The following is a 19403-nucleotide window of genomic DNA, read 5'->3' as shown; positions in this document are numbered from 1 at the left end:
CGGGCCGACTCGTGGCGGCGGGGCTCAGACCGTCCCGTCGCCGGTCCCTTCCCCACTGCCGGCGCCGGCCGCCTCATCGACCCCGGCCCCCTCCTCGTCCTCGCCCGACCGTGCCAGCGCCAGGATGCCGACCGCGATCAGTGCGATGCCCGCGAGTTGGGGGAGCAGCCACCAGCCGGACCGCAGGTGCTCCTCGTACACCAGGACGCCCAGCGCCACGCTGATGCCGGCGTCGCCCAAGGTCAGCGCGGGCTGCGAGGCGATCAGTGGGCCGCCCTGCATGGCGTGTTCGAGGAGCAGGAGGGCGCAGATGCCGGTGGCGCCGAAGGCGTACGTCTGCCACGCGGTGAGGAACGCGCCGATGCCGCCCTCGGTGAGGATGTGCATCGAGGACTTCATCAGGCCGGCGGTGAGCGCGTAGCAGACGGCGGTGGCCGCTCCGAGGCATCCGGCCCGGGCCCGCCCCGGCGGCCGGCGCAGTCCGGCGGCGGCCAGTCCGGCCACGGCGACGGCGCACGCGAGAAGAACGGGGAGCCAGCGGTCGAGCGCCACGTGGGTGCGGTTCCCGGCCGGTGCGGCGCCGGCGAGGGCCAGCCCCAGCCCGGCGACCACCGCCACCACGGCGATCCAGAGCGGTGAGGGGAGCCGTCGCCGCGTCAGCAGCGTGGCGATGAGCAGCGCGAGCGGAAGTTCCAGCACGAAGAGCGGTTGTACGAGGGCCAGCGGGCCCGTCGCCAGCGCGGCGGCCTGTCCCGCCCCGGCCAGGATCACGGCCAGGATCCCGGCGAGCCACAGGGGTCGTCTCAGCAGGTCGAGGACCAGCCCGGGCCGGAATCCGGAGCTCTGCGGCACGGTGAGCGCGGCCCGGCGTTGGAGCACGGTGGCGAGGGCGTTGCTGAGCGCCGCGAAGAGCGCGAAGAGGACCGGCAGGACGAAGCCCATCCCGCGATCCTCACCGCGATGCCCGACCGTGTTCGGCCGGGACACGGCGCCTTCCCCCGTCCGGCCCCGCGCACGGGCTTTCCGCGCGGTGCGTCAGCCGTTCCCGCGCACGGGCTTTCCGCGCGGTGCGTCAGCCGTTCCCGCGGGCCCTGCGCACGGCCAGGGCGGCCAGTGCCTCAGGGGCTCCCGCCTGGCCGCGGATGCCGGGGAAGGCGTTGACGTCCACGATCAGGGGGGTGCCCTCGCCGGTGTCGATGACGTCCACCCCGTACACGTCGAGGCCGAAGACCTCGCCGACCCGCAGGGTCAGTTCCGCCCACTCCGGACGGGGTTCCTCCGGGGCGTGCTCCGCGGAGCTTTCCCCGTCGGCGAGTTCGGAGCGGCGCAGCGCGGTGAAGACCCGGTTGCCGATCGCCCACAGTTTGTGGTCCCAGCCGTTGTTGGGGGCGAAGCCCTGGACCACGACCGGCTCCTGGCCCCAGCCGCCGGCCAGCTTCCGCAGCCGTGCCGCGTCGTCGACCCGTGCCACCAGGTCGCCCTTGCGGCTTCGCCGGCTCTTGACCACGACCGGCCAGGGCATTCCGGGCAGACCCGGTCCGGTGGAGTGCAGGGCCAGCTGACCCAGCGAGCCGAAGGTCCGCGTGGTGGCGAAGGGCAGCCCGGCGCGTCGGGCCAACTCCGCCATCTCGGTGCGGTCCTGGCAGCGTTCCGTGGCCTCGGCCGAGTTCACCACCCGGGCGCCCTGTCGCTCCAGTTCGCGCGCCAGTTCCAACGCCCTCGGGGTGCGCGCCTTCAACAGGTACACGTCGGCGCGGTCGGTGGCCGCGCACGCCGCCGCCCCGGGGTCCGCCGGGTCCAGTACGCGGACCTCGTGCTCGGCTCCCAGCATCTCCGCCGCCGTCGCCAGCAGCGGGTGCCCCGGGTCCGGTGTGATCAGACCGATTCTCATACGCCTTCTCCCGCTCGCGCCGAGACCTGTGCCCCGATGGTCGCCGTCAGCGGCGCCGGAGCCGCGTACGGTCGCTGCTGCGGCCAGGAGGGTCCGGGTCCGGCGGGGTCCTCCGCCCGGACACCGCCCACCCGCGCCAGGTCGAGTACCGCCCGTGCCACCCGGGCCGCCGCTTCCGGGACCTGACGGAAACTGGGGAAGTCGTTCACGTCGACCACCACCGGCCCCTCGGGACCCAGCAGCACGTCCAGTCCGTACAGATCCAGTCCGTACACCGCGCCGACCTGGGCCGCGATGGCCGCCACCTCGGCCGACAGCGGTACCTGACGTTCGTGTACCGCGCGGTCGGGGTGAAGCGGTGAACAGCGTTCGGTGGCGAACAGTTCCCCGCCGACGCAGTACACCTTGATGTCGGTGCCCGAGTTGGGCACGTACGGCTGGGCGATGAGCATGCCCTCGCCCGCCAGTTCGGGGAGCAGGGCGGCGAGCCGGTCCGGGGTGGACAGCAGGTGCACCGACCGTCCGGAGCTGCCGTCGGCGGGCTTGACGACCAGGGGGTACTCCGAGGTCGGGATCTCCGCCAGCAGTTCGGGCCGCGCCACGGCGTACGTCGGGGGCAACGGAAGTCCCCGCACCCGCCCGATGGCGGCGGCGAGGGCCTTGTCCCGCACGCCCCGGATGGACCGGGCGTCGTTGACCGTCGTCATCCCCGCCGCCGCGGCGGCTTCGAGCAGGGTCAGCCCGGGCCCGCCGGAGACGGTCTTGAGCACCCAGGCGTCATGGGCACCCGCATCCACCAGGTCCGTCATGCGCAGCAGCGAGCCGCCCGGCCGCAGGACGTCCACGTGGTGCCCCCAAGCCGTCAGTTGCCGGATCACCTCGTTCGGCATGCCGTCGTGGCGGTAGTGCTCCTCCACCAGGAAGCAGAGCCTCATGGACCTTCCCCATATTCCCCGGACGTCCGCCGCCGATCCCGTCCGGCGAGTTGTGACGTCACAGGATGCCATGGCCGCAATGTGATGATCGTCCCGCAGGGTGCCATTCTTCGCGCCTTCCTCGGATCGGATTCGGGAACGAACCGTCACGGTGCGCAGGCGCACGGTGCACTGACGGTACGGGAGTCTCCGATGGCGGGAGTCGGGCGAGGCGGGACGGACGGCGTTCCGCCGTGACGGCACGGGGTCGTGGCGCGCGGGGAGTCGTAGCCCGGGGAAACGAATTGTGACCGAGCCCAAGCAGGTTGAAATCTGGGCACAGTGGAATCTATCGCCCACTACGCAGGGTGATAGTGGTCAGGAGCTATCCAAAGTGATCAACGGTTCTCCTATAGTTACGCCTCGTTGCCACAGGAACCCTCTCTTCCATTTTCGCCCCGGTTTGAGGCTTTGATTGATGACGGCGTCGCCTTCCCCCCTTCGCCCCTCCCTGCTCGCCCTGCTCGTCACCGCGGCGGCATCGGGGACGCTCTGCACGGCGGCGGTGGCCGCGGCCCCCACCGCCGTCCGGGTCCCACTCGGCTGGTTCTCCGTCACCGGCGTGCTGCTGTTGTCGGTTTCGGCGTTCTCCGTGACCTGGTACAGCCGCACCGCCCGACTCCTGCGCGCCAGGCTCTCCGGCCTCAACGCCGAAGTCGTCGCCCGTGACGGCCACATCGCCCGGCTGACCGCCGACGCGAACCGCGACGCGGCCGCCCACACCGCCGAACGCGGCCGTGTCACCCAGGCGCACGTCGAGGAGTTGGAACGGCTGACGACCGCGCACTCCACCGAACTCGACGACCTCACCGCCGCACAACTCGTCTCCCGCGAGAAGCTCGGCGCGGACCTGCGGCGCGCCGAGTCCGGACGGGCGGCGGCCATGGCCGCCGCCGCCAACGCGGCCGGCCGCATGCAGGCGCTCGCCACCGGAATGCTGGCCGACCTGCGGGACATGGAGCACCGGCACGCCGACGAGGACGTCCTCGGCGACCTCCTCCACCTCGACCACCGCACCGCGCAGGCCGGCCGCCTCGCCGACTCGATCGCCGTCCTCACCGGAGCCCGCTCCGGGCGCCGTTGGGCGAAGCCGATCGTCATGGAGTCGATCCTGCGCGGCGCCATGGGCCGGATCGCCGGCTACCAGCGCGTCCGCCCGCACTCCACCAGCGACGCGGCCATCGCCGGACACGCCGCCGAGGGCGTCATGCACGCCCTCGCCGAACTCCTCGACAACGCCGCGAGCTTCTCGCCGCCCACCGCCGAGGTCCACGTGTACGTGGAGGAGGTCCCCTCCGGGATCATCATCACCGTCGAGGACAGCGGCCTCGTCATGAGCGAGGTGCAACTGCGCCGCGCCGAACAGGCCGTGACCGCCGAGTCGCTGGACCTGGCCGGGCTCTCCGGAACCCGCCTCGGGCTCGCCGTCGTCGGCCGCCTCGCCCGCAAACACGGACTGACGGTGTCCTTCCGGCCCTCCGCGCGCGGTGGCACCGGCGCCCTGATGATGATCCCCCAGGACCTGATCAGCAGTACCCGGAACGAGACCGCGCCCGCCGCCACACCCGCCGCGACCACCACGACGGCCACCACCGGGCCCGACGCGCACGACCGGCCCCCGGCCGACGCCACCGGACCGACGGACCCCGGGCGCGCGAAGGACCGTACGGATCACGAGACCGGCACCCCGGCCACCGTGCGCACCGCCGCCCCGGAAGACCCCGCGTCCACCGGGCAGGACCCGAGCCCCGGCGTCAACGCACTGCCCCGACGGCGACGCGGCAAGACGCTCGCCGCGGCCCACCCCGAAGGACCCGACGAGGGCCGCCCGGCCCCCGGCAAGGCCGCGCCCACCGGTGCCTCCCGGTCGGCCGCCCGCTTCGGCAGCTTCCGACAGGCCGTGCGCGGCGCGTCGGCCGCGCCGTCGAACGCAGAGAACCCCCCGCACCCGGAAGGCAACACGGAATGACCGGCTCCACCACCGACGAGACGCTCAACTGGCTCCTGGAAGGGCTCCTGGAACGCACTCCCGGCGCCCGACACGCGCTCGTGCTCTCCCGCGACGGCCTCAAGCTGTGCCGCACCCCCGAGCTGTCGGTCGACCAGGCCGACCAGCTCGCCGCGATCTCCGCCGGCATCCAGAGCCTCTCGCACGGCGCGTCCATCGAGTTCGGCGACGGCACCGGCGGAGTCCGGTCCGCCATGACCGAGTTCTACGGCGGCATCCTCTTCATCGTCGAGGCCGGCGAGGGTGCCCATCTCGCGCTCGTCGCCGCCGAGGACGCGGACGCCGGACTCGTCGGCCACAACATGTCCGAGCTGGTGGAGCAGTTGAGCGAGCATCTGATCGCCAGGCCCCGGGGATGAGCCGCGGCAGGCCGGGCCGGGACGACTCCCCGGACCGGCTCTACACCCTCACCGGTGGCCGCAGCCGCTCCGGTTCGGACGCGTTCGACCTGGTGACCCTGATCGTCGCCGAATGCGACCCGGTGCCCGGCATGCAGTCGGAGCACGCGGCCATCCTGCGGATGTGCCCGTACCCGACGGCCGTCGTGGAGATCGCCGCCGAGCTGGGCCTCCCGGTGTCCATCGTGCGGATCCTGCTCGCCGACCTGCTGGGCACCGGGCGGATCAGCGCCCGCCATCCCCGTTCGACGTACCGCCTTCCCGACCTCGACATCCTGGAGCAGGTGCTCGTTGGACTCCGCAATCTCTGACGCGTCCCCCGAACCGCGGCAGCCTCGCCAGACCCTCGACAGCACCGCCGACAACGGCCTGAAGATCGTCATCGTCGGCGGATTCGGCGTCGGCAAGACCACGATGGTCCGCTCGGTCAGCGAGATCCGTCCGCTGAACACCGAGGAGACGATGACCAAGGCCGGTGAGTCCGTCGACGACACCGCCGGCGTCGCCGCCAAGACGGCCACCACCGTCGCCTTCGACTTCGGCCGGATCACCCTCGACGCGCGCAACGTGCTGTACCTCTTCGGCGCCCCCGGCCAGGAACGGTTCTGGTTCCTGTGGGACCGGCTCTTCGCCGGCACCCTCGGCGCCGTCGTCCTCGTCGACACCCGACGGCTCGCGGACTCCTGGTACGCCATCGACCGGCTCGAACACCACGGCACGCCCTTCGTGGTGGCCTGCAACGACTTCGGGGGACCCGTCCACACCCCCGAGGACATCAGGGAGGCCCTCGACCTGCCGGACGAGGTGCCGCTCGTGTTCTGCGACGCCCGCTCCCGCGAGTCCGGCAAGCACGTCCTGATCTCCCTCGTACAACACCTTCAGAAGGCCGTCATGGCCAAGACCCCGGAGCCCGCCCCGTGACCACCCCCGACGCCCGCGAGCCGCAGCCCGTCTACCTCGGCGGGCCCCGGTTCCAGACCGACCCCGTCGAGCTGTACCGCGAGATGCGGCGTGACCACGGCTCCGTCGCACCGGTCGTGCTCGACGGCGACGTGCCGGCCTGGCTGGTCCTCGGCTACCGCGAACTGCACCAGGTCACCAGTGACCCGCAGCTCTTCTCCCGCGACTCCGACCTGTGGAACCAGTGGGACCGCATCCCCGCCGACTGGCCGCTCCTTCCGATGATCGGCCGCAAGCAGCCCTCCATCCTGTACACCGTGGGGGAGCGCCACCGCGAGCGCGCGGCCGTCATCTCCGACGCGCTGGAGTCCGTCGACCCCTTCGAACTCAAGGGTCACGCCGAACGGTTCGCCGATGAGCTGATCGACCAGCTCTGCGGCAAGGGGGCGTGCGACATCGTCGGCGAGTACGCCATGCTGCTGCCCCTGCGCGTCCTCGCCCGCATCTACGGATTCTCCGACGCGCAGGGCCCCGGCCTCGTCACCGCCATGAACGACATGATCAACGGGCGGGAGGGCGCCCTGGAGGGCCAGCGCCACCTCGGCGAGTCCATGTACGCGCTGCTCGCCGCGAAGTCCGCCGCGCCCGGCCCCGACGTGGCCTCCCGGATGCTCGCCAACCAGGCCGGCTTCACCGTGGACGAGATCGCCCAGGACCTGATGGTCATGATGGCCGCCGGCCACCAGCCCACCGCCGACTGGATCGGCAACACCCTGCGCCTGATGCTCACCGACGACCGGTTCGCCGCCTCCCTCGCGGGCGGCCGGCACAGCGTCGGCGAAGCCATGAACGAGGTCCTCTGGGAGGACACCCCCACCCAGAACGTGGCCGGCCGCTGGGCCTCCAGGGACACCCACCTCGGAGGCCGGCGCATCGCGGAGGGCGACATGCTCCTGCTGGGCCTCGCCGCCGCCAACTCCGACCCGCACGTGCGCACCGACGCGGGCGCCCTCACCGGCGGCAACAACGCCTTCTTCTCCTTCGGCCACGGGGAACACCGCTGCCCCTTCCCGGCCCAGGAGGTCGCCGAGGCCATCGCGCGGACCGGCATCGAGGTGCTCCTCGACCGGCTCCCCGACGTGGACCTCGCCGTGCCCGCGAACGATCTCGCCCGGCGTCCGTCGCCCTGGCTGCGCGGACTGTCCGCACTCCCCGTGACCTACACACCGACCCCCGCCCTTGGAGCCCTCCGATGACGTGCCCGATCGACCACGCCGGCCCCGCCGCCATCACGCTCGACCCGTTCGTCACCGACCTCGCCGCCGAGAGCGCCGCGCTGCGCGCCGCCGGCCCGCTCGTACGCGTCGTCCTGCCCGGCGGTGTCGGCGTATACGCGGTCACGCACCACGCCGAGGCCCGAAAACTCCTCACCGACACCAGAGTGGTCAAGGACATCGACGTGTGGGGGGCCTGGCAGCGCGGCGAGATCCCCCCGGACTGGCCGCTGATCGGCCTCGCCAACCCCGGCCGTTCCATGCTCACCGTCGACGGCGACGAGCACCGGCGGCTGCGCACCCTGGTCGCCCAGGCCCTCACGGTCCGCCGGGTGGAGAAGCTCCGCGCCGGCATAGAGGCCCTCACCACCGGCATGCTCGACCGGCTGGCGGAACTGCCCGCGGGAGAGAGCGTCGACCTGAAGGCGGAGTTCGCCTACCCGCTCCCGATGAACGTCATCAGCGAGCTGATGGGCGTCGAGGCCGCCGAACACCCGCGCCTCAAGGCGCTGTTCGAGAAGTTCTTCTCCACCCAGACGCTTCCCGAGGAAGTCCCCCAGATGATGGCGGACCTCGGCGCGCTCTTCTCCCGCATCGTCGAGTCCAAGCGCTCGACCCCCGGCGACGACCTCACCAGCGCCCTGATCGCGGCCTCGGAGGACGGCGACCACCTCAGCACCGAGGAGATCACCAACACCCTCCAGTTGATGGTCGCCGCCGGCCACGAGACCACGATCAGCCTGATCGTCAACGCGGTCGTCGCCCTGGAGACCCACCCCCAGCAGCGCGCCCTCGTCCTCAAGGGCGAGGTGCCGTGGGAGAACGTCATCGAGGAGACCCTGCGCTGGTCCACCCCCACCTCACACGTCCTGATCCGCTTCGCGAGCGAGGACGTCGAGGTCGGCGACCGGATCTTGCCGCAGGGCGAGGGCCTGATCGTCTCCTTCGGCGCCCTCGGCCGTGACGAGGCCCAACACGGCGCGACAGCAGGCGAGTTCGACATCACCCGCACCCCCAACCGGCACATCTCCTTCGGACACGGGCCGCACGTCTGCCCCGGCGCGGCGCTCTCCCGGCTGGAGGCCCTGGTGGCCCTCCCGGCCCTGTACGCCCGCTTCCCCGACCTGAGCCTCGCCGTCGCGGCCGAGGAACTCCGGAACAAGCCGATCCTCACCCAGAACGACCTCTTCGACCTCCCGGTCCGCCTGGCCTGACCCACGCGCCCCGCGCCGATGCCCCGCCCCCGACCGCCCGGGGGCGGGGAAACACGCGTGCGCCCACGACGAGTCCGCTGCTAGGTTGACCGCGTGCCGAAGCTGAATCAGATAATCGCCGTGGAAAAGGGCGTCAAGTCCAAGTCGCTCCAGGAACTGACGCAAGCCCACCAGGACGTCCAGAAGCCCGCCTTGATGGCCGGCATCTCGCGGACGTACCAGCCCAAGGACGAAGAGGGCGAGCAACTGCCCCCGGAATCCACCCGGGTCCAGCTCAAGGCCGAGGACGTGCTGCGCGCGACCGCCGGTACCCTTACGCGACTCTTCGACGTGACGGCGACCAAGGACTGGGCGAACCGCACCGCGGCGGCGGACGTCGTCGTCGACGGCCAGGTCCTGCTGCCCCAGGTCCCCGTCCCGTACCTGCTGTTCCTGGAGAAGCAACTCACGGACCTGCACACCTTCGTGCGCAAGCTCCCCGTGCTGGACGCGTCGGAGGCCTGGAACCTGGACCCCTCGACGGACTCCTGGAAGACGGACCCCGTGCGCACCATCCGTACGAAGAAGGTCCCGCGCAACCACGTGAAGGCCGAGGCCACGGAGAAGCACCCGGCGCAGGTCGAGGTGTACTACGAGGACGTGCCGGTCGGCTACTGGACCACCGTGAAGTTCTCCGGAGCCCTGCCCGCGCGGCGCGTGAACGAGCTCCTCGACCGGGTCGAGAAGATCCAGCAGGCGGTCAAGTTCGCCCGCGAGGAGGCCAACAGCGCCGACGTCACCGACCAGCGGGTCGGCGACGCGGTGTTCGGCTACCTCTTCAGGTAGCCTCCACAACGCCCCCCGTGCGAGCGAGGGGGTGCGCTGAAGAGCGCAAGCTGAAACTGAATGTCGAAGCTGAACACGGGGTGTCAGATGGGGGTTCGAATCCCTCTCCCCGCACCACGTGCGGGGGTGGCCCAAGCCGGTAGAGGCGGCCCCATGAATCTCAGATTCTCGCTCCAGTCTCAGTATTCGCCGCCGAACACCGGATCGACCGGGCGCGGGCGATCATCGACGGATGGGGGTTCAAGTCCCCCCGGCGCCTCTGCCGCGGCGCTGTAGTTCAAAGGCAGAACACGTCGATCTCAAAATGATCCGCGGCCCTTAAAAGCCGCCGGTGTGCGCAAATGGGTGGCAAGCAGGAGCCCGGGAGCTGGATATGCTCCCGGGCTCCGTCACGTGTGCCCGGCCCCGACTACGCCTTCGCGGGCACGGGTACCGACACGTAGGCCTTGCCCGACTCGTTCTCGACCAGGATCTCCTTCACGTCCGCCGGGTCGACGGCCGCCGAGCCGTCCAACGCGGCCCCCTTGCCCTCGCCGTGCTCCGCCGAGCCCACGACCCAACCGCCCGCGATGGTCCGCTTGCCGTTGCGGGAGACCACGATCAACCGGCACCGTTCACCCGCCGGGATGTCCGCCACGGCCGCGTGCACCCGCACCCACTGGGGGGCCGGCGTCACCCGTACGGTCATCCGCGCACCCGTGCGCCGATCCGTCGCGGAAGCCACCCGGGTTCCGGGCGGCGGCGGTGACGGCGTCGCCGTCACGGCCGGGGACGGCACCGGGGGCGCCGCCTCCACCTGGCCCGGGCCCGACTGGGTCCCGGCCCAGAACACGGCGGCCAGCGAGGCGGCCGCGGCCAGACCGGCCAGTCCCACACGGCGCCGGGACGCCGAGGCCCGCTCATTGCGCACCTGCCGCAGCGTGCGCTGCAGCAACAGATCACCGCCCTGGGGCGGTCCCTCCAGGAACGCCTCCTCGGGCACCTCGCCGAGCGCGGCTTCCATCTCGCGCAACGCGGTCACCTCCTCCCGGCACTGCACGCAGTCGCCGATGTGCTCCTCGACGCGTCGCACGTCCTGTTCGTCCAGGACTCCGAGAACATAGGGGCCGAGCAGTTCCTCCTCGTGCCGCTGCCGGTTCATGCCACCACCTCCCGCAATCCGCCGGGCTGCTGGGGCGGCCTGCCCGATCGTCTGTCCCTGTTGCCGTCCCTGGTGCCGTCCATGAAGGCTTCGCGCAACGCCTTGAGGGCGTAGTGCGCGCGTGATTTGACCGTTCCCGCCGGAATCCCGAGGCGATCGGCCGCCTCGGCGACGCTGAGCTGTCGGTAGTACAACTCCGTCAGCACGTCCCGGTGTTCCGGGGTCAGCTGGTCGAGAGCTCCCAATACGGTCATGGCGTTCACGACCGAGTCGGCGTGATCCGCCTCCACCGGGGGAGCGGCCGCCGAGCCGGAGACCTCCGGAGGCCGCGCCGCCTTGGCCCGGAACCGGTCGGTGACGATGTTGCGCGCCACCGTGAGCAGCCAGCCGCGCACCGAGCCCTTCCCGTTGACCAGGACCTCGGAGTGCCGCCAGGCCCGTATCAGGGTCTCCTGGACCACGTCCTCGGCGGCCGCCCGGTCCCCGGTCAGCCGGGTGGCGTACGCGAGCAGGGCGTGGCCGTGCTCCTCGTACACCGACTTGATCAGTGCCTCATCGGTCGAGCCCCGCCGAGTGCGGGGCCACAGTGGTCCGGCCATCTCACCCTCTCCGTCTTTCGTGCTTCGCGTGGTGCGGTCGGAACACGCCGCCGGGGGCGGTCGGGTTCATGTGACCTGCGTCACCAAGGCCGCCCCGCGGGTCACATCCGGCACGTACGCCCCGTGTTCAGGCAGTCGACGACCGCCCGCATCCGGCCCTCGGTCATCACGTTCACGAACATCGCGTGGTCCGTCCTCGGACTGTGCCGTTGTTCCGGGAAGGAGTCCAACGCGATCGGCGCACCGGCCGGCACCTCGTAGGCCAGCGAGACGCGCAACTGCGGCACCGCGAAGGCACCCTGCGGGCAGACCCCGTTGGCGGCCGGGAACACCAGATGCGAACGGTGCCCGGGGCTCTCGGTGTCCAGGCCGTTCCAGCAGCTGGGGAAGACCAGCGTCCGGGTCAGCCGCTCGCCCGCCGGGCAGCGCGGATAGCGGGTCGTGGACCGGTCGGGCGAACCGGAGCAGCCCCACCGGGCCCGGACGTCGGCGTCGTCGGCGGCCGTGTACGCGACGGCGTCGCCGGTCACGCCGCGCAGGAACCGGGGCATCGGTACGACCTCGCTCACCGGGTTGCCGCGGAACTCCACGCCCACCGTCGTCTCCGGCAGGATCTCACCGCTGTTCCCGTGCCCCGCGGAGCTCTCGTGGCCGTCCGTGCCCGCACGGTCCGTGCGGCGCAGCACGGGCCAGTAGTACGTCGACCGGTCACCGCCCGTACAACTCGTCGGGGCCGCGGCCAGCGAGGCATCGGTGGACATGGCGTCCGTGGACAGGTTTCCCACGTACGCGTGCGTGTGGTGCGCGCCCGCGCGCAAGCCGGGCGAGACGACCAGGTTGTCCTCGTTGTAGTGGCGTTCCCGGTTGCGCCCGCAGTCGACCACCACCGATCCGGTGGAGGCCCCGGGGCCCGCGGCCGGCGGCGCCGGCGTGGGCGCCACGTCGCGCATGTCGACGAAGTCCTCCGCGGCGACGCCCGTGCCCCGCGGCCCGGCGGCCCGTGAGGCCCCGAGCGCGGCAGCGGTCAGGCCGCCGCCCAACACCAGGCAGACCAGCAGCACGAGCAGGCGGTTTTCGTTCCCCATGGCGGTCACCGTTGCCGCTGTCCACCACCCCCGTCAACCTGGCATCCGTACCGTGGTCTCCCCGGGTGTCCTCCGGGCCCGGCCGGATCGAGCCCAGGGTCCTTGCCGGGCCGGACCGGGACCGCGCAGAGTACCCCTCATGACTCCCACGGAACTCCTCCGGGCCCTCGCCCGCACCCGAGCCTCCCTCGACGGCGAGGAGGTCACCTTCTGGTGGACCGGCGACGTCCACGCGTGGGCGCCCGGGGAGCCGTACCGGCGACTCTTCGGCTTCGAGGGCGTCAACGTCGCCCGCCTCGTGGTGGAGGAGGAGGGCTACCGACTCCTGACCCGCGAGGCCGCCTTCTACCTCGACCCGCAGAGCCGCGAGATCCTGGACACCTGGCAGGGCAAACCGGTCGTCCACGTGTGGAACGATCCGGCCAATCAGAAGTGGCGCCCCTTCCCGGTCCCCATGACCGAGCTCGGCGACCAGGTCTGCTTCAGTCTGGAGATCCCGCTGGCCTACCCCTCGCCGCTGCCCGTCGACCAGTACCCCACCCAGTCGGCCGACGACACCTACCGGGCGCTGGAACTGTTCCAGTTCTTCGCCCCCGCGTCCGTCCTCACCACCGACGCGCCCGGTGTCCCCGCCACCATGTCGTGGACCCGCATGTCCCCGTGGCTGCCCTGGATGGAACAGGGGCAGCGCCCCGGCGGCCTCACCTTCCACTGCCGCGGACGCAAGCTCTCCTCCTACGCCGAGGTCCCCGAACGCACCCGCGCCCACATCGCCGCCCACCACCCGGAGTACGCCCACGCCCCGGAGAAGTGGACCGAGCCGAACGAGACGAGCTGGACCTACTTCCGCCGGCTCAACCCGCCCGCGTAGCCCGTCTCCCCGGGGTCCCGGGCAGGGCCCTCGGCCCCCCGCAGGGGCCCGACAAGGGTTTTCCCCGTATCGCGTTCATCCCCGCGTTGCCTACTGTCTGCCCACCGGCGATCTTCCCCACCTCGAACAGCCCCCGCACCCACCCCACATGGTGCGAAGCCGTCCGCAGGCCGGGCCGATCGTCGGCGCACCGCCGTCGCCCTGCCCCGCCGTCGCGGCCGGGCGACGCGGCGCTGCGGTGTCCGGGACGGGTCTGACCAGCCCGTCCCCGATCCGCGGCCGCCGGTTCACCTCCCACACAGTTCAGACCGGCCGCTCCGGCCTGCCCGGAAACGGCCCGCGAAAGGGAACACCGTGCACGCAACCAGACGTCGGCTCATATCCGTGGTGGCCATGTCCGTCACCCTCCTGGCGGGTTCCGCCACCGCCTCGGTGGCCCTGACCGGCACCTCGGACCCCGCCGCCACCCTCCCGGCCGCCGCGGCCCCCGCCGGGGCCCCCGGCGCGGCGCCGGTCGAGAACCTCATCGTCGGATACAAGTCGACTGCCAGCGAGGCCAGTTCGAACTCCGCCGCCGCCGACGACGCCGCCGCCAAGGGGAAGAAGGCCGGCAAGAAGGCGACCTTCGACCGTCGCCTCGGCACCGGCGCCGCCCTCGTCAACCTCGGAGGCGCCACCGCGCCCACCGCGGCCGCCGACGTGATCGCCCAGTTCCGCGCCGACCCCGACGTCGCCTACGTCGAGCCGGACTCCCGCGCCTACGCGCTGGCCACCCCGAACGACACCGAGTACGCCAAGCAGTGGGACCTCTTCGAGCCCACCGCCGGCATGAACGTGCCCGCCGCCTGGGACAGGACCACCGGCTCCGGCGTCACCGTCGCCGTGATCGACACCGGCTACGTGGCCCACTCCGACGTCGCCTCCAACATCGTCGCCGGCTACGACTTCATCACCAGCTCCTCCGCCGCCCGCGACGGCAACGGCCGCGACAACAACCCCGCCGACCAGGGTGACTGGAGCGGGGCCGGCGAGTGCGGCACCGGTTCCAAGGCCAGTGACTCCTCCTGGCACGGCACCCACGTCGCGGGCACCATCGCCGCGGCCACCAACAACTCCAAGGGCGTCGCGGGCATCGCCTACAACGCCAAGATCCAGCCCGTCCGCGTGCTCGGCAAGTGCGGCGGCGCCACGTCGGACATCGTCGACGCCATCACCTGGGCATCGGGCGGCTCCGTCCCCGGCGTCCCGGCGAACGCCACCCCCGCCAAGGTCATCAACATGAGCCTCGGCGGCTCGGGCACCTGCGGCACCAGCTACCAGAACGCCATCAACGCGGCCGTCTCCCGCGGCACCACCGTCGTGGTCGCCGCCGGCAACAGCAACGCGGACGCGGCCGGCTTCACGCCCGCCAGCTGCAACAACGTGATCAACGTGGCCGCCAGCAACCGCACCGGCGACCGCTCGTTCTACTCCAATTTCGGCACGATCATCGACATCGCCGCCCCGGGCGGTGAGACCCGCCGCGCCACCGACACGCCCGGCACCGTCACCACGCCCGAGAATGGCATCCTCTCCACGCTCAACGGTGGCACCACCACCCCGGGCGCCGAGATCTACAAGCCGTACCAGGGCACCAGCATGGCCGCCCCGCACGTCGCGGGTCTCGCCGCGCTGCTGGCCGCCGCCAAGCCCTCGCTGACCCCGGCGCAGATCGAGGCGGCCATCAAGACCAACGCCCGCCCGCTCGCCGGCACCTGCACCGGTGGCTGCGGCGCCGGTCTCGCCGACGCGGCCGCGACCGTGAACGCCGTCACCTCCACGCCCACCACCCCGACCTTCGAGAACACCACCGACGTCGCGATCCCGGACAACGGCGGCGCCGTCTCGTCCTCGATCGCCGTCACCGGCCGCACCGGCAACGCCCCGGCCGCGCTCAAGGTCTCGGTCGACATCAAGCACACCTACCGCGGTGACCTCGTCATCGACCTGGTCGCCCCGAACGGCACCGTCAAGCGGCTGAAGAGCTCCTCGAGCGACAGCACCGCCAACCTGGTCACCACCTACACCGTCGACGCCTCCGCCCTGCCCGCCAACGGCACCTGGCAGCTGAAGGTCCAGGACGTGGCCGCCTCCGACACCGGCTACATCAACTCCTGGAGCCTCGGCTTCTGAGCCCGCCCGGCACCCGGTCCCCAAGCCGGACGCCACCCGGTCCCCGAACCGGCCGTCGAAGTGGCGGGGAGCCCCCCAACTCCCGGCTGACGGGCCGATAGTACGGACCAACCCACCCCGGTGGACCTGCCGATACCACTCGTACCGGCAGGTCCGCCGGGCATTCCTGTCCACCCACTGATTTCTGCGTCACAAACGGGGTCCGCCCGGCGGCTGACCTCGTATTGTCGCGTCTCACAGGAAAGGCACAGGAGCAGGGGCGCGAAAGGCTGGTGGCTGGGCGTGGCGGCGACGGGGAACGCTGACACGACCGTCGGACACGGTGAACTCATCGAGGCGGTGGACCGCGCGCTGACCACGCACGGCCGCGCCATCCTCACCGGACCGGCGGGCGCGGGCAAGACGGAAGTGGTCCGGGCCGTCGTGGCCGCGGCGGAGGGCCGACGGGAGAGTGTGCTCCACCTCGCCCCGGACGCCGCCGACCAGTGGATACCCGAAGCCTCGGCCGCCGCCCTGCTCGCCTCCGTGCCCCTCGCCGTACTGGACGGGCTCGCCGGTCCCCAGCGCGCCGCCATCGCCCTGCTCCGGCGCGAGACCGACGAGCCCGGCGCCGGCCGCGACCACGTCGCGCTGCGCCTCGCCGTCGTCGAGGTGCTGCGGACCCTGGCCGCCCCGGGACCCGTCCTGCTCGTCCTCGACAACGCGCAGTGGCTCGACGACGAGAGCACCGACCTCCTCCGCTTCGCCCTGCGCCTCACCCCACCCGGAGTCCGGGTCCTCGTGGCCGAATGCGTACAGGGCGGGGCCCCCGTCGCCGTGCCCCTCTGCGGCCCCGACACCCCCGCGATCCGTGTTCCCCCGCTCGGGGCGGAGCAGGTCGCCGAACTCCTCTGCCGACACGGCCTGCCCGCCCGGCTGGCCGGCCGCATCCACCAGGCCAGTGGCGGCAACCCCCGCCTCGCCCTGGCCCTCGGCCACTCCCTCGCCGAAGCCGCCGGATCCCGCGACGGAGGCGCCCACCACGCCGACACGCTGCCCGTCTCCGGGCAGGCCCGCGAGGTCGCCCGCCGGCTGCTCGCCGAAGCCCCCGCCCGAGCCCGCCGCACCCTGCTGCTCGCCGCCCTCGCGACCCGCCCCACCACCGCCCTGCTCCGCCGGGCCGGCCGCCCCGACGCGGACGCGGAACTCGCCGAGGCCGAACGCGCCGCACTGGTCACCGTCGGCGAGGACGGCGCGGTGCGGTTCACCGCGGGCGCCCTCCCGACCGCACTCGCCGCCGACGCGGGCTGGCCCGAGCGGGCCGCCGGGCACGCCGCGCTCGCCACCGCCGTGGACGACCCCGTCCAGGCCGTACGGCACCGCGCGCTGGCCGTGGACACCCCCGACGCCCGCCTCGCCGCCGAGATCACCGAGGCCGCCGCGTCCTGCCGGCGCCGGGGACAGCGCGCCCTCGCCGCGGAACTCGGCCTGCTCGCCGCCGAACGCACCCCCGCGGACCTGCCCCGGGACGAACTGGCCCGGCTCGTCTGCGCCGCCGAGGACGCGGGATGGGCGGGCCGCGCCGACCTCGCCCGCCGCGCCACCCGCGCCGTGCTCGCCCGCGACGCCTCGCCCGCCGACCGGGTACGGGCCCGACTCGCCGTGATCGACGCAGCCGGGCAGGCCCTCGCCGATCTCGACGAGACCTTCGCGTACGCCGTGGACGACGCCGCCGGCGACCCCTCGCTGCGCGCCGCCGTCCAACTCCGCATCGCCTGGAAGCACAACCTCAGCGACGGGGACCCCGTCCGCTCCCGCGACGCCGCCGCCGAGGCGGGCACCCTCGCCGCCCTCGGCGGCGACCAGGTCGCCGAGGCCATGGCCCTGACCGTGCGGGCCCGCATGGGCCGCATCCTCGGTGACCGCGACGCCGAGGACATCCTGGCCGAGGCGCTGGCCCTGCCCGCTCCCGAGATGCCGCTCGGCATGCGCAACGCGCCGCAGTACCTGGCCGTCCGGCACGCCCTCTTCGACGACCGGCTCGACGACGCCCGTGGCCGGCTGCTCGTCCTGCTGCCCGCCGTCCAACGCACCGGCTCCGCCGAGGACGTCTTCGAGGTGCTGCGCAGCCTCTCCGAGGTCGAGCTGCGCCGCGGGAACTGCGCCGCGGGCGCCGCGCACGCCCGCCACGCCCTGGAACTCACCATCGAGGCCGGTCTGTCACCCGGCCCCGCCTGGTACGTCGCCGCGATGGCCGAGGCCACCGCCGGCAGCTTCGCCCGCGCCGCCGGCTACGCCCGCCGGGGTGTCCAGGCCTCGGAGGAGGAACAGGACCAGGTCTTCCTGTCCCGGGGCCTGTACGCCCTCGGGCTGGTCGAACTGGCCACCGGGGAAGCCGCGAAGGCGGTGGCCACCCTGCGCAGGGTGGCCGAGCTGGAGGAGGCCCAGCAGGTGGTGGACCCCTCCGTCCTGCGCTGGCACGGGGAACTCGCCGAGGCCCTGGTGGCCGCCGACGCCCCCGAGGAGGCCGACGCCCTGCTGGAGTCGACCCGTACGGTCGCCGACGCCCTCGGCCGTACCGGTGTGCTCGCCGCCCTGGACCGGGCCCGGGGCCTGTGCCTGTCCGCGCGGGGCGAGGCGGAGCCCGCCGTTGCCCTGCTGGAGGCCACGGCCCGCCGGTTCGGCGCCCTCGGACTCCCGCTGGAACGGGCCAGGACCCTGCTCGCGCTGGCCCGCGTCGAACGGCGCCGTCGGCGGCGCGCTCCCGCCCGCGCCGCCCTCGGGGAGGCGGCCGACGTGTTCGACCGGGCCGGCGCGAAGCCCTGGCTGGAGCTGGCCAGGGAGGCCGCCCCCGACCCGGCCGCCGGTGGGCAGCCGGGGCAGGCGGCCCTGACCGAGGCCGAGACCCGACTGGCCCTGCTCGTCGGTCAGGGTGCCAGCAACCAGGAGGCGGCAGCGAAGCTGTTCCTCAGCGTCAAGACCGTGGAGGCCCGGCTGACCCGGATCTACCAGAAGCTCGACGTGCGCTCCCGCGCGCAGCTGGCCACCGCCCTGAGGACGGGACGCCTCAGCAGCTGAGGTTGTTCCCCGGCGTCACACCGAGCAGCTGGGTGAAGCTCTGGTACTTGCTCACCCGGCTCTGGACCTGCCCCGGGTTGCCGCCGTTGCACTCCAGGGCCCCGTTGATGGAGCGGATCGTCTCGCCGAAGCCCGCGCCGTCGACCATGGCGGCGTGCGCGGTCATCGTGCCCGGACCGTTCTGCGTGTTCCAGTACCAGAGGGCCGTCTTCATGGCCACCGCCGGATCCTGCTCCACGAGGTACGGGTTGGCGAGGAGGTTGATGCCCAGGGCGTCACCGGCCGCCTTGTAGTTGAAGTTCCAGCTGAGCTGGATGGGGCCGCGCCCGTAGTACGCGGCCTGCCCCGCCGGACATCCGTAGGGCTGGGTGGCGTCGCAGTAGTGCGGGTAGTTGGCCGTGTTCTGCTCGACGATGTAGAAGAGCCCGCCCGTCTCGTGCGAGACGTTGGCGAGGAAGGCGGCCGCCTCGCGCCGCTTGACCGTGTCGTCGCCGGTGTTGGCGAAGGCGGGGTACGCGGAGAGCGCCGCCACCAGCCCGTTGTAGGTGTAGAAGGGGTTCCGGTTCGGGAACATCTGGTTGAACTGGGCCTCGCTGACGACGAATCCGCTCCCGTTCCCCGGGTCCGGGTCCTGGCCCCCGCCGCCACCGCAGGCGCCCTGGTCGGACCAGACCCCCCACTGCCCGGTGGTGCCGGGCGTCTCGCCCTGCGTCCACCACTTGGCCTGCCAGTTGTGTCCGTTGTACGAGGCGTTCGTGCCGCCCGTGTACACCGCCGAGGCGGACCAGGAACCGGCGCAGGCGGGGGCGGCCGCGGCGGGGGAGGCGGGCAGGGCCACGGCGAGACCGAGGGTCACGGCGGCGGCCGCGGCCAGCGAAAGGGCACGGCGACGAAGCGTACGTATCACGTGACTGCTCCTAGGGTGGGGGGAATTGCCGGGTGGGGACGGCAACTGACGCCACTGAACCGAAGATGGTCTGGACCTGTCAAGGTC

Annotated in this window: 17 protein-coding genes; 10 read left to right on the top strand and 7 right to left on the bottom strand. The window is 72.6% G+C overall.

Going from position 1 to position 19403, the window contains the following annotated elements; genetic code table 11:
- Positions 1-24 precede the first annotated feature (24 nt).
- The 3 genes from OHA84_RS05015 to OHA84_RS05005 all read right to left on the bottom strand — a co-directional run bounded on the left by OHA84_RS05015 (position 25) and on the right by OHA84_RS05005 (position 2826).
- The gene (locus tag OHA84_RS05015; protein WP_053680698.1) at positions 25-942 is read right to left on the bottom strand and encodes a DMT family transporter; all 918 of its coding nucleotides are present in this window, start codon (positions 940-942) and stop codon (positions 25-27) included.
- 130 nt (positions 943-1072) lie between these two features.
- Positions 1073-1891 carry a RimK family alpha-L-glutamate ligase gene (locus OHA84_RS05010; protein WP_053680696.1) on the bottom strand — a complete coding sequence of 273 codons (819 nt, stop codon included), beginning with the start codon at positions 1889-1891 and terminating at the stop codon, positions 1073-1075.
- Positions 1888-2826, bottom strand: coding sequence for a RimK family alpha-L-glutamate ligase (locus tag OHA84_RS05005; protein ID WP_266973105.1), 939 nt, complete (start codon positions 2824-2826; stop codon positions 1888-1890). The genes OHA84_RS05010 and OHA84_RS05005 overlap by 4 nt, the downstream gene beginning before the upstream one ends.
- A 457-nt stretch (positions 2827-3283) precedes the next feature.
- Here OHA84_RS05005 and OHA84_RS05000 point away from each other — a divergent pair, with 457 nt between their 5' ends.
- From OHA84_RS05000 to OHA84_RS04970, 7 genes are all read left to right on the top strand, one after another.
- Positions 3284-4834: a sensor histidine kinase KdpD gene (locus tag OHA84_RS05000; RefSeq protein WP_266973107.1), complete on the top strand. Its 1551-nt coding sequence runs from the start codon at positions 3284-3286 to the stop codon at positions 4832-4834.
- Positions 4831-5232, top strand: coding sequence for a roadblock/LC7 domain-containing protein (locus OHA84_RS04995; RefSeq protein ID WP_053680690.1), 402 nt, complete (start codon positions 4831-4833; stop codon positions 5230-5232). The genes OHA84_RS05000 and OHA84_RS04995 overlap by 4 nt, the downstream gene beginning before the upstream one ends.
- Complete coding sequence (locus tag OHA84_RS04990) at positions 5229-5582, top strand: DUF742 domain-containing protein (RefSeq protein WP_053680688.1); 354 nt, start codon at positions 5229-5231, stop codon at positions 5580-5582. The genes OHA84_RS04995 and OHA84_RS04990 overlap by 4 nt, the downstream gene beginning before the upstream one ends.
- A complete protein-coding gene (locus OHA84_RS04985; RefSeq protein WP_053680685.1) occupies positions 5563-6192 on the top strand; it encodes an ATP/GTP-binding protein in 630 nt (209 codons plus the stop codon). The genes OHA84_RS04990 and OHA84_RS04985 overlap by 20 nt, the downstream gene beginning before the upstream one ends.
- Positions 6189-7427 (top strand): cytochrome P450, encoded by a 1239-nt coding sequence (locus tag OHA84_RS04980; protein ID WP_053680684.1) that lies wholly within the window; start codon positions 6189-6191, stop codon positions 7425-7427. The genes OHA84_RS04985 and OHA84_RS04980 overlap by 4 nt, the downstream gene beginning before the upstream one ends.
- Positions 7424-8659 carry a cytochrome P450 gene (locus OHA84_RS04975; protein ID WP_053680681.1) on the top strand — a complete coding sequence of 412 codons (1236 nt, stop codon included), beginning with the start codon at positions 7424-7426 and terminating at the stop codon, positions 8657-8659. Before OHA84_RS04980 ends, OHA84_RS04975 begins: the two co-directional genes overlap by 4 nt.
- Positions 8660-8752: 93 nt before the next feature.
- A complete protein-coding gene (locus OHA84_RS04970) occupies positions 8753-9484 on the top strand; it encodes a hypothetical protein (RefSeq protein ID WP_053680679.1) in 732 nt (243 codons plus the stop codon).
- A gap of 409 nt (positions 9485-9893) precedes the next feature.
- Here OHA84_RS04970 and OHA84_RS04965 read toward each other — a convergent pair whose 3' ends face one another.
- The 3 genes from OHA84_RS04965 to OHA84_RS04955 form a co-directional block, all read right to left on the bottom strand.
- Complete coding sequence (locus tag OHA84_RS04965) at positions 9894-10625, bottom strand: anti-sigma factor (protein ID WP_053680677.1); 732 nt, start codon at positions 10623-10625, stop codon at positions 9894-9896.
- Positions 10622-11224 (bottom strand): sigma-70 family RNA polymerase sigma factor, encoded by a 603-nt coding sequence (locus OHA84_RS04960; protein WP_053680675.1) that lies wholly within the window; start codon positions 11222-11224, stop codon positions 10622-10624. The genes OHA84_RS04965 and OHA84_RS04960 overlap by 4 nt, the downstream gene beginning before the upstream one ends.
- A gap of 101 nt (positions 11225-11325) precedes the next feature.
- Complete coding sequence (locus tag OHA84_RS04955; RefSeq protein WP_053680751.1) at positions 11326-12309, bottom strand: DUF1996 domain-containing protein; 984 nt, start codon at positions 12307-12309, stop codon at positions 11326-11328.
- Between the two features lie 139 nt (positions 12310-12448).
- Here OHA84_RS04955 and OHA84_RS04950 point away from each other — a divergent pair, with 139 nt between their 5' ends.
- From OHA84_RS04950 to OHA84_RS04940, 3 genes are all read left to right on the top strand, one after another.
- Positions 12449-13180 carry a DUF1838 family protein gene (locus OHA84_RS04950; protein WP_266973114.1) on the top strand — a complete coding sequence of 244 codons (732 nt, stop codon included), beginning with the start codon at positions 12449-12451 and terminating at the stop codon, positions 13178-13180.
- Between the two features lie 393 nt (positions 13181-13573).
- Positions 13574-15352, top strand: coding sequence for a S8 family serine peptidase (locus OHA84_RS04945; protein ID WP_266974131.1), 1779 nt, complete (start codon positions 13574-13576; stop codon positions 15350-15352).
- Between the two features lie 282 nt (positions 15353-15634).
- On the top strand, positions 15635-18409 hold the full coding sequence (locus tag OHA84_RS04940; protein WP_266973116.1) for a LuxR family transcriptional regulator: 2775 nt from the start codon (positions 15635-15637) through the stop codon (positions 18407-18409).
- Here OHA84_RS04940 and OHA84_RS04935 read toward each other — a convergent pair.
- Positions 18399-19316, bottom strand: coding sequence for a glycoside hydrolase family 19 protein (locus OHA84_RS04935; RefSeq protein WP_371591321.1), 918 nt, complete (start codon positions 19314-19316; stop codon positions 18399-18401). The genes OHA84_RS04940 and OHA84_RS04935 overlap by 11 nt on opposite strands.
- Between the last annotated feature and the right edge of the window lie 87 nt (positions 19317-19403).

This window comes from Streptomyces sp. NBC_00513 (genome assembly GCF_041431415.1).
In the GTDB taxonomy this organism is placed as follows: domain Bacteria; phylum Actinomycetota; class Actinomycetes; order Streptomycetales; family Streptomycetaceae; genus Streptomyces.
This window is presented reverse-complemented; position numbering and strand designations above follow the sequence as displayed.